General features: G+C 63.1%; 9 protein-coding genes and 3 pseudogenes. 9 read left to right on the forward strand and 3 right to left on the reverse strand.

Features of this window, described 5'->3' with window-relative positions; genetic code table 11:
* Positions 1-20: 20 nt before the first annotated feature.
* Positions 21-1,508 carry a dihydrolipoyl dehydrogenase family protein gene (locus H3T88_RS03005; protein WP_198203484.1) on the reverse strand — a complete coding sequence of 496 codons (1,488 nt, stop codon included), beginning with the start codon at positions 1,506-1,508 and terminating at the stop codon, positions 21-23.
* A gap of 155 nt (positions 1,509-1,663) precedes the next feature.
* Entirely contained in the window at positions 1,664-2,290 is a 627-nt protein-coding gene (locus tag H3T88_RS03010) for a DUF3043 domain-containing protein (protein WP_015022077.1), read from the reverse strand.
* Positions 2,291-2,357: 67 nt separating this feature from the next.
* Here H3T88_RS03010 and H3T88_RS03015 point away from each other — a divergent pair, with 67 nt between their 5' ends.
* From H3T88_RS03015 to H3T88_RS08905, 5 genes and pseudogenes are all read left to right on the forward strand, one after another.
* Complete coding sequence (locus tag H3T88_RS03015) at positions 2,358-3,734, forward strand: dipeptidase (protein ID WP_198203485.1); 1,377 nt, start codon at positions 2,358-2,360, stop codon at positions 3,732-3,734.
* Positions 3,735-3,925: 191 nt separating this feature from the next.
* The gene (locus tag H3T88_RS03020) at positions 3,926-4,600 is read left to right on the forward strand and encodes an ECF transporter S component (RefSeq protein WP_227028572.1); all 675 of its coding nucleotides are present in this window, start codon (positions 3,926-3,928) and stop codon (positions 4,598-4,600) included.
* A gap of 10 nt (positions 4,601-4,610) precedes the next feature.
* A pseudogene (locus H3T88_RS08895) lies at positions 4,611-5,171 on the forward strand (energy-coupling factor ABC transporter ATP-binding protein); the annotation flags it as partial.
* A 213-nt stretch (positions 5,172-5,384) separates the two neighbouring features.
* Positions 5,385-6,068 (forward strand): annotated as a pseudogene (locus tag H3T88_RS08900) (energy-coupling factor ABC transporter ATP-binding protein); the annotation flags it as partial.
* Between the two features lie 309 nt (positions 6,069-6,377).
* Positions 6,378-7,106: pseudogene (locus H3T88_RS08905) on the forward strand (energy-coupling factor transporter transmembrane component T family protein); the annotation flags it as partial.
* 110 nt (positions 7,107-7,216) lie between these two features.
* Here the strand turns inward: H3T88_RS08905 and H3T88_RS03030 are convergent.
* Positions 7,217-7,837, reverse strand: coding sequence for a superoxide dismutase (locus tag H3T88_RS03030; protein WP_015022073.1), 621 nt, complete (start codon positions 7,835-7,837; stop codon positions 7,217-7,219).
* 220 nt (positions 7,838-8,057) lie between these two features.
* Between H3T88_RS03030 and H3T88_RS03035 the strand changes: the two genes are divergently transcribed.
* The 4 genes from H3T88_RS03035 (at position 8,058) to H3T88_RS03050 (ending at position 13,363) form a co-directional block, all read left to right on the forward strand.
* Entirely contained in the window at positions 8,058-8,978 is a 921-nt protein-coding gene (locus tag H3T88_RS03035; protein ID WP_198203486.1) for a TrmH family RNA methyltransferase, read from the forward strand.
* Between the two features lie 69 nt (positions 8,979-9,047).
* Positions 9,048-10,115: a phenylalanine--tRNA ligase subunit alpha gene (gene pheS / locus H3T88_RS03040; protein ID WP_015022071.1), complete on the forward strand. Its 1,068-nt coding sequence runs from the start codon at positions 9,048-9,050 to the stop codon at positions 10,113-10,115.
* Between the two features lie 7 nt (positions 10,116-10,122).
* Entirely contained in the window at positions 10,123-12,729 is a 2,607-nt protein-coding gene (gene pheT, locus H3T88_RS03045) for a phenylalanine--tRNA ligase subunit beta (protein ID WP_198203487.1), read from the forward strand.
* Between the two features lie 25 nt (positions 12,730-12,754).
* On the forward strand, positions 12,755-13,363 hold the full coding sequence (locus H3T88_RS03050; RefSeq protein WP_198203488.1) for a DUF4190 domain-containing protein: 609 nt from the start codon (positions 12,755-12,757) through the stop codon (positions 13,361-13,363).
* The last annotated feature ends 176 nt before the right edge of the window (positions 13,364-13,539 follow it).

Genomic DNA, 13,539 nt, shown 5'->3' on the forward strand with positions numbered 1-13,539 from the left:
TTGACCAGTCTACCGCATGCCTACCGCATGTTCAGGGGTCTGCCGTCGGCCTTGAGCAGGGCCTCTCCAATGGCTTCCGAGAAGGTGGGATGGGGATGGATGAGGCCGGCCGCCCGGTGCAGGGGGATCTGGTTGCCCACCAGCTGCTGGGCCTCGGCGATGTTCTCGGAGGCCTGAGGGGATACCATCTCGAGACCGACCACCATCTGCTTCTCCATATCGGTGGCTTGGCAGGCGGTGATGAGGCTGAGGGTGCCCTGCAGGCCGCTCATGCGCATGCGCGAGTTGGCCATCATGGGGTAGATGGTCTCCTTGACCTGGTTCAGCGATGGATCGTCCTCGGCCTCCTGGCGGCTGAAGCCTACAGCTGCGGCCTGGGGGGATGAGAAGACCACGCGGGGGATGGTGGCCTCGTTGACTGGCTCGGGATCCAGACCGGAGGCGGCATCAGCCAGGGTGATGCCCTGTTGGAAGGCCCTGTGGGCCAGATGGTGACCCGGGGTGATGTCGCCCAGGGCCCAGACCCGGTCGCGGCTGGTGCGTCCCTGTGAGTCGGTCAGGACCTGACCCTGCTCATCCAGGTCGATGCCCAGCTCCTTCATATGTTTCGGATCGGTGTTGGGGTCCCTGCCGATGGCGACCAGAACCAGATCAGTCTCGATCTGTCCCGATTGGCCCTTGTCGTCGGTCGGCTGGTAGTCGACCTGAATGCCTCCATCTGCGGGCAGACGGTGTCCGCCCGAGCAGCGGGCATGGGTGACGATCTGAATTCCCTGTCGCTCCAGCTCCCTGGTCATGATCTGACCGGTCCGACGACCCCAGTGGGAGAGCACCCGATCCCGTCTGACCATCAGGGTCACCTGGCAGCCGGCTTGATTCCAAATGGTGGCGAATTCCAGGGCCACCGCACCTGAGCCGATAATCAGGGCCCGGCGGGGGAAGGGCTTGAGGGTCAGGGCCCGGTCGGTGTCGATGACCAGATCACCGAAGGGGAGTTCTTCCAAGGCCCGGGGATGAGACCCGGTGGCCAGGATGGTGTCGCAGGTGGTCAGACGGGTTCGATTGCCGTCATCGGCGGTCACCTCCACAAGGCCGTCGCCGACGATGCTGCCGCGGCCGTGCAACACGGTGATGCCACGTTGCTTCAGCAGGCTCGACAGGCCGCCGGTCATGGCGTCCACCATCCGGTCCTGATAGTTCTGAAGTTTCTGGTAGTCGATGCTGTATGACGCCATATTGATGCCCATGGCGGCCCCAAGGCCGGCCTGTTCGAGAACCTGGGTAGCGGTCAGCAGGGCCTTGGTGGGGATGCATCCGCGGTTCAGGCAGACGCCGCCAACCACAGGGTCCTGTTCGACCAGGGCCACCCGTCCGCCCAGCTCCGCCGTGCGCAGGGCCGTGGCATAGCCGCCTGGGCCGGATCCGATGATGATGGTGTCGTACTGGCGGCTGTTGGCATCCCATGGGTCAAGAGACTGTGTGCCGGGTTGGTTGATCGATTGCTGCATATCAATCCATGCTAGCCGTACAGGCTGGGAGAATGAAGACCATTCGCAGAATGCGGAGTGAATACGAAGACCGCCCGGTTCCTCAAGAGGAACCGGGCGGTGTGACCGACCTGCAGGCCGGAATATCAAAACAATCGGCTGTCGCTAATCGGCTGTCACTTGGGCCAGTGTCCACGCTTGCTCTGGTTGGGCTTGGGAACCCGCCAGCGCCGGACCATCATGGCCCGCTGCCATGCATAGGATGCTGAGCGTGATCCCTTGGCCACCGAGCGCTCGCCGAACCTGTCGATCAGCAGGCGCTTGAGCTTGCGCCACATCAGCCAGGTGTCGACAAGGGCCACAATCAGATAGGCATATAGAAGGATGGTCACTGCCATGGTGAAAGTGGCATAATGCTGCGGACCCACAAACATGCCCATCAGAGTGGCCACGAACATGAGGATGATGGCCGGGAAAATCCATTCTAGCAGATTGAAACGGGCATCCACATAGTTGCGGATGTAGATCCTCCAAGGCAGGCGCTCCGACTTGGGCATGTGGTCGATGTCGCCGGTCCTCATGGCCTCGTACTGGGCGTCCTCACGGGCTCGGATCCGGGCCTTGGCGGCCTTGCGTGAGGCCTTGCGGTCCTTGGGGACCAGCGGACGCAGGTTCCGGGCCTCGGCCTGCTTGCGCTTGGGTGTGGGGCGTCCCTTGCCTTGTACATCCTCCGCAGAGGCCGTCTGGTCCGCCTCCGCCTCTTTGTCCCGACGATCCTTGCGTGAGAAGGGGTTCCATGTCATGCGAACAGGTTACGGTGACGCCTAGACTCGCAAGCATTGATTCGCAAGTAATAATTAGGAGGTAACGATGGCGGAACTGGGGCTGGAGACGATCCGCACACGTGTCCAAGACGATAGGAGCAGGGTCGTCGATCTGCTCAAGGACAAGATCGCCCTGGCTTCGGTCTCGGCCAAGGGGATCACCGGAGACCACATGCGGCGCTCGGCCGACTATGTGGCCGGACAACTTAGGCAGGTGGGCGTGGACGCCCGGGTAGTCCAGGCCACCAATCCGGACGGCACCCCTGGAGCCTTCGAAGTCATCGGATCCCGGCAGGTGGATGCCAATGCCCCGACCGTTCTGCTCTATGCCCATCACGACGTACAACCGGTGCCTGACCCCTCCCAGTGGTCTACTGATCCTTTTACTGGCGTTGAGAAGGAGGGGCGGCTTTATGGACGCGGGTCAGCCGACGACGGCGGTGGTATTGCCATCCACTCGGGTGCCCTCCATGCCTTGGGCAAGGACCTTCGCGTCAACGTCAAGGTCTTCATCGAAGGGGAGGAGGAGATGGGCTCGCAAAGCTTCATCCCCTTCCTTCAGGCTCATCGGGACGACTTCGCCTCGGATCTGATCATCGTGGCCGACTCGGGCAATTGGTCGGCGGACACCCCAAGCCTGACCACTTCTCTGCGGGGGAATGCCGACCTGGATGTCACGGTTACCGTTCTGGAGCATCCGGTCCACTCCGGCCAGTTCGGCGGGCCCATCCTGGATGCCAACACCTTGGCCGCCATGCTGATTGCCTCCATGTATGACGACCAGGGTCAGCTTGCGGTGCCCGGCCTGGAGGGTGGACAGCCTATCGGCGGCCTGCAGCGTGACCTGGATCAGGCCCAGCTACGTGCGGACGCCGGTGTGCTTGACTCCTACCAGCTGGCTGGAACCGACTCCCTGGCCTCTCGGCTCTGGACCAAGCCAGCGGCGGCCGTGATCGGCTTCGATGCTCACCCAGTGGAGGGCTCCTTCAACGTCCTGGCCGATAAGACCCGCTTCCGCATCTCCCTGCGTACTGCGCCCACCCAGCGGCCCGAACAGGCTGTGCAGGCCCTGGCCGATTTTCTGGTCGCCCATGCTCCTCGAGGGGCCAGGGTGGAGGCCACGCCCAGCGACTTGGGCATGGGATGGGCCATGGATGCCGACAGCCCGGTGGTTCGGCAGGCCGAGGAGGCCATGCGGCAGGCCTTCGGATGCGACCCGGTCAACAAGGGCGAGGGTGGATCCATCCCCTTCATCCCCGAGCTCAAGCGGCTCTTCCCTGATGCTCAGGTTCTGGTGACCGGTCCCGAGGATCCCCAGTCCAACGCGCACAGTCCGAACGAGTCCATCTCCCTGCAGGGGCTGGTCGATAACATCGTCACCGAGGCCCTGCTGCTGGACTCCCTGGGCGAGCGTCAGAACTGATTTTTGGCCACGGCCTGTTCTAGGGTTAAAGGTGACACGGGGGCCGTATGCCTAAGGGCGTGCGGCTGAGAGGAGGCTCAGCCTCAACCGGACGAACGTTTACCGGGCAATGCCGGCGCACGGATGTCACTGGACCCGTGCCTGAACGGGATGGCGCTCATAGGGAGCGCCCCGAGGAAAGGCACAAGATCATGACCGATGGTCATTTCATGAACAATACCGTTTCCGGATCAGAGCCGGAGTCCGAGCGGACTCCGTCCCAGGTCAGGATTCCCTCCAAACGGTGGAGGGTGGTGGATATCGCCGTCGCCTCGGTCATAGGGGTGGCCTCCGCCGTCATTTACTGGGTGGTCGCCATGGTGACCACCATTCCCTGGTCCTTCCTGGACGGGGTCGTGCCCGGTCTGGGTGGCATTCTCAACGGTCTCTACCTGTTTGCCGGCCCACTGGCCTCGGTAATCGTACGCAAGCCGGGAGCGGCCGTCTATGCCGAGTTGGTCGCAGCCATCCTGGAGTCGCTGCTGGGCAGCCTTTGGGTGCCTGTGGAGACCATACTGATCGGTCTGCTGCAGGGCTTCATGGCTGAGCTGGTCTTCATGCTGCTGCGTTACCGGCGTTGGAACATGTCCACGGTGGCACTGTCGGGCGCTGCAGCTGGTTTCGGATGCTGGCTCTACTCCTTCTGCACGCACCTGCAGGCCATCAACCTGACTGGTCCCTACGGGGTGATCTATCTGATAGCCACCCTGATTTCGGGCGCTCTGATCGCCGGAGTGCTGGTCTGGTACCTCTACAAGGCCATCGCCGCAACCGGGGCCCTGGACCGCTTCGCCTCCGGCCGCGATATTCGTACGGCCGGGAAGTAGAGGTCCGGGCGTGGATCAGAGCATCCAGGACAATCCCTACCGCCCCGCAGCCTTGGAACTGCGTGGCTGGGGTTATCGGCATGCCTATAGGAATCACTTCGCCGTCAGGGATCTCTCCCTGAACATTCCTGCGGGTCAGCGGGTGCTTCTGTTGGGGGCCTCCGGCATCGGCAAATCGACCATCCTTGAGGGTGCGGCCGGCTTGCTGGGCGATCACGCCCCGCAGAGCGGCCAGGATCAGGTTGAGGATGATGAGGGCGGGGTGACCCAGGGTCAGGTCCTGATCGACGGCAATCCTGCCGTATCCAGCCGGGGGCGTGTGGGCCTGGTCCTGCAGGATCCGGATGCTCAGGCCATTTTTCAACGGCTTGGCGACAACGTGGCCTTCGGGCCAGAGAACATGGGGCTGCCTCGCGAGAAGATCTGGCCACGGGTGCGGATGGCCATGGCCGAGGTGGGTTTGGCTGACCTGCAGCTGACCCGGTCCACCATGCACCTGAGCGGAGGGCAGATGCAGCGTCTGGCCCTGGCGGGTGCCTTGGCCATGCAGCCTGGGCTGCTCCTGCTGGACGAGCCCACAGCCAATCTGGATCCGGTCGGTGTCGACCAGATTGTCGATGCCGTCAGAAAAGTCCTGAACCGGCAAGGTTCCACCATGGTTCTGGTCGAGCACCGGGCAGGGCCTTGGATGGACATGATCGACCGGGTCATCGTGCTTGGGCTGGGTGATGTTGAAGGCGATGCCGGCGGTTCGGGTGCTGCGGTCTATCGCAAGACCGTGATCATGGCCGACGGCAGTCCCGAGGAGGTCTTCACAGATTCCGGACTGGATCTGGCCTCCCTGGGCATCTGGGTTCCCGAGGCCTATAGGGCCGCCAGAGATTCGCTCCCTGAGCTCGGCCAGGACAGGATCAGATCCGGGCAATCAGGTACCGGCCAGGATGAACATCCCGTCCTGCTGGCCGCTCAGGATCTGGCGGTGGGCCGTCGTGGCAAGGCGGTGGCCGAGCACATCGATCTGGAATTCAGGGCCGGGCAGGTTACTGCCCTGGTCGGGGTCAACGGAGCCGGCAAGTCCACTCTGGCCATGACCCTGGCTGGCCTGCTGGAGCCGGTGGCTGGTTCGGTCCTTGCCCTGGATCGCCTGCTTCGGGGACCCCAAGGGCAGATGCCTGCGGAGCCCGAGCCCATCCGGTGGACCTCATCCCAACTGGCGGCACGCATCGCCTATGTTTTTCAGAATCCAGAGCATCAGTTCGCCCGGGGCACGGTCCTGGATGAGGTCAAGCTGGCCCCCATCCGTACCGGCATGACCGAGGACCAGGCCCAGGCCCGTGCCCTGGAGCTGCTGGACCGCTTCAGCCTGAGGCAGTATGCGCGCGCCAACCCCTACACGCTCTCGGGCGGTGAGAAGCGACGGCTCACCGTGGCCTCGGCCCTGGCTGCCGCACCCCAGGTGCTGATTCTTGACGAACCCACTTTCGGGCAGGACAGGAACACCTGGGTCAGCATGGCCCAGCTGATTGCAGACCTGCGCGACCAGGGAGCCTGCATCATCCTGGTCACCCACGACCGGGAACTGGTCCAGGCCCTGGATGCCCGCCTGGTGGAGATGATGCCCCCAGGGGCCCAGAAGGCAGTCTGGCCTGCAGCCGGGTCAGATTTGCAGGCTCCTCATGAGACTGTTGCTGCCAGACTGACCGTCACACCCATGGATCAGCGGAACGAGCCGATCAAGCCGGCCAGCCGGTCACCATACATAGCCTCCATCAATCCGGCCTTCCGTCTGATTGGGGCTTTTTTGGCGGCTCTGCCCCTGCTGATCAGCCTGGACCCGGTCTCGGCCACGACGGCCCTGGTCCTGGAGTTCCTGTTGCTGGGTGCGGCAGGCTTCACGCCCCTGCGCGTGGTCAGATCCACTTGGCCCATCTTCCTGGGGGCGCCGGGTTCGGCCCTGGCGATCATCCTCTACGGCAAGAGCGGCGGTGCCACCTTCTGGCAGTGGGGAATGATCCACATCACCCAGCGCTCGCTGGATCTGGCCCTGGCTACTGCACTGCGGATCCTGGCCATCGGGATCCCTGCCATCATCACCGTGTTGGGAATAGATGCCACCGACCTGGCCGATGCCTTCAGCCAGGTGCTCCATCTGCCTGACCGCTTCGTCTATGGCGGGCTGGCTGGCATGCGGCTCTTCACTGTTCTTAAGGATGATTGGTCGGCTCTGACCGCCTCGCGCCGCAGTCGTGGGCTGGGAGACGAGAACCGCTTCAAGGCTTTCATGCCCCAGGCTTTCGCCCTGCTGGTTCTGTCCATCAGGCGCTCAACGACTCTGGCCACGGCCATGGAGGCTCGGGGCTTCGGCGGCATCACACCGCGCACCCATGCCAGGGTCTCCAAGGTCAGACCACGTGATGTGGGCTTCCTGCTCATATGTCTGTCTGTGCCTGCAATCTCACTGACTGTGGCTGCACTGACCGGCTCCATCGCCTTCTTCGGCAACTGATCCGCCAGGTTTTTCCGCAGGCTCCAGCTATAGAGGAACCCTGGCCCTTTCCACCCCCCGCAGAGAGGGGAAAGGGCCAGGGTTCCTCTGTGTTTGGAAGCGCTGGCCTCTTACCTGGCCAGAGTGGTGTTGATGTTGCGCACCTCGTCGAAGCGCTTGGAGGCATCCTCCCAGTTGACGATGTGCCACCAAGCCTTGACGTAGCTGGCTCGGTCGTTCAGGTACTCCAGGTAGTAGGCGTGTTCCCAGAGGTCCAGCAGAACCAGCGGGAAGATGGTGACGGGCAGGTTGCCCTGGTGGTCGTACATCTGCAGGGTGACCAGGCGCTCGCCCAGGGTATCCCAGGCCAGGACGGCCCAGCCAGAGCCCTGGATGCCTGCGCACATGGACTCGAAGTAGGTCTGGAAGCCCTGGAAGGAGCCGAACTGATCTTCGATGGCGGCCTTGAGTTCGCCGGTGGGCTCCTGGCCGATGGCCGGGGCCATGTTCTTCCAGAAGATGGAGTGGTTCTTGTGCCCGGCCAGGTTGAAGGCCAGGTTCTTCTCCAGCAGGTTGGACTGGGCCACGTTGCCGGACTCGGCCGCGTCGTGGATCTGCTCCAGGGCCTTGTTGGCCCCGTTCACATAAGCCTGATGGTGCTTGTCATGGTGCAGTTCCATGATCTTGCCGGACACGTACGGCTCCAGTGCCGAATAGTCGTAGGGCAGATCAGGAAGTGTGTATACGGGCATATCGTCTCCTCACAATGATTCTGGCCAAGCCAGATGTGCCATGGTCGGTCTGCGCCATACCAGCTATGGACGTGGTCGACCCGACCGGTTCTTTTACCCTAGCCCCTTGTTCGCCAAGCACAAGGGGTAAGGACCTTTCTTTCAGTGAAATTTCCCACAGATGTGGGTTCATGAGGATCCCTCAGCAGTGCTCTCGGCTGCCGGGGCTAAAGTTGTGCCCATGCGTTTTGATGACTCCCTCCTCGACAATCCACGTGCCCAACGAATTCGTCGCCTGGCTGAACTGCAGGATCGGCGGGCCCGGCAGCGTCATGGCCGCTTCCTGATAGAGGGGCCGCAGAGCGTGCGCGAGGCGGTCCGCTGGCGTCCCGAACTGCTGACTGACCTCTATATTCAGGCCGACGAATCCTCCCCTGCAGCCCAGGATGGTAATCCACAGCCGCTCAATGAGACCGTGGGCGCCATCGTGGAGCAGGCTCGGGAGTTGCCTGACTGCTACGTACACTTCGTCTCGTCCCGGGTCATGCGTGTCATCAGCGGCAATGCCCAGGGAATCCTGGCCCAGGCGCGTATTGATGGATTTTTGGCCCAATCGACAGATCTTGAGGATCCCCGGCACTTCACTGGTGAGTGGTCCGACCTCGTGGCAGCCTTCTGGCAGATTCGTGATCCAGGCAATGCTGGCACTGTGATCCGCACCGCTGATGCCGTAGGCTGCAGAGCGGTCATTCTGGTGGACCAGTGCGTGGAACCCACCAATCCAAAGGTCATTCGCTCCACAGCCGGATCGGCCTTTCACATACCCATGATGAGCATGAGCACCGAGGACTTCCTGGCCCTGTGCAGGCGGCAGGGCCGGACCATGGTGGCCGCGGATGTCTATGGCACGCCGGACAAACCGGTCCGCTTGCTGACAGACCTCATGGCGGGCGGTGCCCAGGCCAAGCCGGACCTGGCTGGTCAGCACATGGCTGTGCTCTTTGGCAATGAGGCACGCGGATTGCCCAAGGAGTTGTTGCAATCCATGGATCAGATCGTCCGCATCCCTCTATATGGGCGGGCTGAATCCCTCAACCTGGCCACCTCGGCGGCGGTGCTGCTTTATGCCATGGCCATGTCGAGTCGTATTGAAAGAATGTGAAGGCGTCAACGACCGGGATTTCCGCTGATTTGCGGCCCGGACACGGCATTGGCAACAGTGGAAAGGTCCATGGTGGCACAGGAAGAATTCGACCCCGCGGCGATGACCGACGAGGTCAACGAGGGCATCGGCAGGATTCGCGAAGCCTCCGATTTGGCAGAACTCAAGGCGATCAAGGCCAAGTATGCAGGGACAGGTTCAGCCCTGGCCGGATCAGGCCGGATGATCGGACGGCTGCCAGCGGATCAGAAGAAGACCGCCGGGCGTCTGGCAGGCAAGCTCAAGGCTGACTTCGGCCGTGCCTACGGGCTCAAGGAGCGGCAGCTGCGCCAGGAGGAGGAGTCCCGCCGCCTGGCCGCCGAACAGGTGGATATGACCCTGCCGGTCAACCGCCGTCCCCAGGGCGCCCGCCACCCGTTGTCCAAACTCATGGAGGACGTGGAGGATTTCTTCGTCTCCATGGGTTGGAGCATCGCCCAGGGTCCTGAGCTGGAGGCCGAGTGGTACAACTTCGATGCCCTCAACTTCGGCCCAGACCATCCTGCCCGCCAGATGCAGGATACCTTCTACGTCAAGGGCAGCCAGGCCAGGGATGCCGCAGGATTCGTCGGCTCCAACATGGTCATGCGCACACACACTTCGCCAGACCAGGCCCGTTCCCTGATAACCCGCGGCGTGCCGCTCTACGTGGCTTGCACGGGCAGGGTCTTCCGCACCGACGAGCTGGATGCCACCCACACCCCGGTATTCCACCAGTGCGAGGCCATCGCCGTCGATGAGCACCTGACCATGGCCGACCTCAAGGGCACCCTGGACAAGCTCGCCGTGGCCATGTTCGGCCCCGAGGCCCGGACCAGACTGCGTCCCTCATACTTCCCCTTCACCGAGCCCAGCGCCGAGATGGACCTCTGGTTCCCCGACAAGAAGGGCGGCCCCGGATGGATAGAATGGGGAGGCTGCGGCATGGTCAACCCCAACGTTCTGAGATCGGCCGGAGTGGACCCGCAGCGCTACTCAGGCTTCGCCTTCGGTGTGGGCATGGAGCGCACCCTGCTCCTGCGCCACGACATCAACGATATGCACGACCTGGTCGAGGGCGACGTGCGGTTCAGCCAGCAGTTCGAGATGGGGGAGTGACCGTCAGATGCCAATGATAGATATCGACTGGCTCAAGGAGCATGTGCAGATCCCTGAGGATCTGACCTATGAACAGCTGGCCAAGGACCTGGTCCGGGTCGGGCTGGAGGAAGAGGACATCCATCAGTCCACGGTGACCGGCCCCATTGTGGTCGGCTATGTGGTGGATGCCGAGCCCGAGCCCCAGAAGAACGGCAAGACCATCAACTGGTGCCATGTGGATGTGGGCGAGCAGTATAACGCCGTGGACGACCAGGGCCGCAAGGTGCCCCGGGGCATCGTCTGCGGGGCCCCCAACATGGCTGCGGGCGAGAAGGTGGTGGTGACCCTGCCGGGGGCCGTTTTGCCTGGTGACTTCCGTATCGAACCGCGCAAGACCTATGGCCACATCTCGGATGGCATGTGCGCCTCCGAGCGCGAGCTGGGGTTGGGGTCGGATCATCAGGGCATCATCCTGCTGCGCAATTACGGGTTCACCCCCGAACAGTACGAGCAGCTCAAGCCCGGGGACGATGCCATGGCTCTGCTCCATATGAACAGGCCTGTCCTGGAGATCAACATCACCCCCGACCGCGGCTATGCCTTCTCCTACCGGGGGGTTGCCAGGGAATATCACCACTCCACGGGCGCCGAGTACACGGATCCGGTGATTGAGCTGAACAAGACCGTGCCGCCCTCCGCAGCTCAGGAGGATCAGGCTCCGCTGACCGTGCATGTTGAGGACGACAATCCTATTCATGGTCAGCCCGGCTGTGACCGCTACTATCTGCGGGCCTTGACCGGGTGCGACCCCAAGGCGGCAACTCCCAGCTGGATGCGTCGGCGGCTGGTTCGGGCCGGCATGCGCTCCATCAGCCTGCCGGTGGACATCACCAACTACGTCATGCTGGATCTTGGACAGCCCCTGCACGCCTACGATCTGGACAAGCTCAGCGGGCCCATCGTCGTCCGCAGGGCCAGGCAGGGTGAGCATCTGACCACTCTGGATGGCAAGGATCGCGAGCTCAGCACCGAAGATCTGCTCATCACCGACTCGCCCGAGGGGCAAGAGGGGTCCCGCATCCTGGGACTGGCCGGAGTCATGGGCGGCCTGTATGGGGAGGTGACCGATCAGACACGTAACATCCTGATCGAGTCCGCCCACTTCGACCAAGTGACCATCGCACGGACGGCCCGTCGCCACAAGCTGCCCTCGGAGGCCTCCAAGCGCTTTGAACGCGGGGTCGATCCGCAGATGCAGCCGGCCGCCGCAGCCATGGCCGCTGATCTGCTGCATCGTCTTGCCGGTGGCCAGGACCTGGATGCCCCGCTGGACATGAATCAGACCAAGCCCATGCCGGTCATCGACTTTGCCGTCAGCGAGGTGGCCCGGCTGACCGGTCTGGAAGTGGAGCCCCAGCGCATCGTGGACATCCTGCGCGACATCGGCTGCACGGTCCAGGGAGATCCGGTCGGAAAGCTGTCGGTGATCCCGCCAACCTGGAGGCCCGACCTGGGCGAGGGTTGCGATCTGGTCGAGGAGGTGGCCCGCCTGGTAGGCTACGACCGCATCCCCGTCACCGTGCCATCACCCAAGGTGTCCGGAGCGGTTGGCCTGACCGATCGTCAGCAGCGTCGCCGTTGGGTGGCCGACACCCTGGCCGAGTATGGGCTGACCGAGGTTCTGGATTACCCATTCGTCGGCGACAATGATTTCAAGGCCTTCGGTATGGATCCTGACGAGGTCCATGTCAACAGTGTGGAGCTGGCCAACCCCATGGCCGCTGACAGGCCCTACCTGCGGCAGAGCCTGCTGCTGCCGCTGGCCAACACCGTGGAGCGCAACCTGCGGCGTGGCAACACGGATGTGCGTCTCTTCGAGATCGGCTATGTCTTCCGTCGCGACCCCAAGGCTCCTGCGGTCCCCACCCTTCCGGGCGGTGTACGGCCCAGTGATGAGGATCTGGCCCGACTGGACCAGGGTCTGCCGGAGCAACGACTGCATGTGGCGGCCCTGCTGACCGGCCGTGCTCAGGAGGATGGCTGGCTTAAGGACACCAGGGACGTGGACTGGACCGATGCAGTCGAATCGGCTCGTCGGGTCCTGGACAGGCTGGGCGCCGACTATCGGTTGGAGCAGCCCTCGGCCGAGCAGGTGCCCGACCAGTGGCATCCAGGCCGTGCCGCCAGGCTGGTTCTCAATGACGGCACACTCGTCGGCATGGTGGGCGAGCTGCATCCCCGGGTTGATCAGGCTCTGGGCTTCCCCGCCCACTCGGCCGCCTTCGAGCTGAGCCTTGACATGGTGCTGGACCACCTGGACTACACCCCCCTGCAGGCCAAGCCGGTCTCGACCTTCCCACCGGTCCGTCAGGATCTGGCTTTCACCGTGCCGGACACAGTCTCGGCCGCCGACCTGACTTCCGCCATCAGAGAAGCGGCTGGGTCTAGTCTTGAATCCATCGAGCTGTTCGACGTTTTCACTGGCGATCAGATCGGTGAGCATGCAAAATCGCTGGCCTTCGCAGTAACCTTCCGCGCCCCGGACCGCACCTTGACGTCCGAGGACAGCGAATCCCTGCGCCAGGCCATCGTGGACAAGACCGCTGGTCTGGGCGCCATACTGCGCGCCTGACCGGGCATCAAGGGGACCGAGGGACATGACGGATTCTCAAGAACAGGGCACAGCCGGTGGACCTGACCGCCAGGATCATGATGGAGGCGACCAACCCCTGTACGGCGCGCGTGCCGATCGTTATCCAGGATGGAATCCGTACATATACGGTCGCCCAGACCCGGAACCCAAGGCCAAGGAGTCCGATTCATCCCAGGGCAACCCCGCCAACCGGCCCATGCCCATGGCGGGGCAGCCGGCCCCTGGACGCGGCGGGAATCCCGGGAATCCTCAGGATCATCGTGGCACGCCAGGCTGGTATCCCCAGGGTATGCCCAATTTGAACGATCCATCCCAAAATCCGGTCTACGGTCACTGGGATCCCTGTGCGATCATCGCCTTCTTCATGGCCCTTTTCCTGCCCATGCCTGTGATTCCAGCCCTGCTCGGTGGCATTTCCATGTATCGGACGCATCGCCTGCATATGAAGGGCTACGGGCTGGCCATGGCTGCCCTGATCATCAACCTGCTCTTCACCTTGGCCTGGATCTGGCTGCTGGTCAACGGGATTTCCCTAAACGATTTCTACCAGCAGATGATGCCGTCGCCTTCGACGGGCGGGGGAGGCTCCGATGGCGGTGGTGTCAGCGCCTGAACTCTTAAGGTCCTGAGGTGTAGGTGCCGCCGGTATCAGCGAAAGATCCGGTACCTGTTGAGGCCATAGCATGTGGGCTGTGATTGAGGGTAGGGGAATCCTGGCTGCTATAGGCATGGGCGGCACCATTGATCAAAACGGTGATGACGATGACATTGTCATCCGTGGGGTTGTTG

The organism is Bifidobacterium sp. W8110 (assembly GCF_016101375.1).
Taxonomy (GTDB): domain Bacteria; phylum Actinomycetota; class Actinomycetes; order Actinomycetales; family Bifidobacteriaceae; genus Bombiscardovia; species Bombiscardovia asteroides.

What these genes read in the sequence shown, in the direction of transcription:
- H3T88_RS03005 (WP_198203484.1), bottom strand. Translation starts at nt 1,508, where the DNA reads ATGCAGCAATCGATCAACCAACCCGGCACACAGTCTCTTGACCCATGG.
- H3T88_RS03010 (WP_015022077.1), bottom strand. Translation starts at nt 2,290, where the DNA reads ATGACATGGAACCCCTTCTCACGCAAGGATCGTCGGGACAAAGAGGCG.
- H3T88_RS03015 (WP_198203485.1), top strand. Translation starts at nt 2,358, where the DNA reads ATGGCGGAACTGGGGCTGGAGACGATCCGCACACGTGTCCAAGACGAT.
- H3T88_RS03020 (WP_227028572.1), top strand. Translation starts at nt 3,926, where the DNA reads ATGACCGATGGTCATTTCATGAACAATACCGTTTCCGGATCAGAGCCG.
- H3T88_RS03030 (WP_015022073.1), bottom strand. Translation starts at nt 7,837, where the DNA reads ATGCCCGTATACACACTTCCTGATCTGCCCTACGACTATTCGGCACTG.
- H3T88_RS03035 (WP_198203486.1), top strand. Translation starts at nt 8,058, where the DNA reads ATGCGTTTTGATGACTCCCTCCTCGACAATCCACGTGCCCAACGAATT.
- pheS (WP_015022071.1), top strand. Translation starts at nt 9,048, where the DNA reads ATGGTGGCACAGGAAGAATTCGACCCCGCGGCGATGACCGACGAGGTC.
- pheT (WP_198203487.1), top strand. Translation starts at nt 10,123, where the DNA reads ATGCCAATGATAGATATCGACTGGCTCAAGGAGCATGTGCAGATCCCT.
- H3T88_RS03050 (WP_198203488.1), top strand. Translation starts at nt 12,755, where the DNA reads ATGACGGATTCTCAAGAACAGGGCACAGCCGGTGGACCTGACCGCCAG.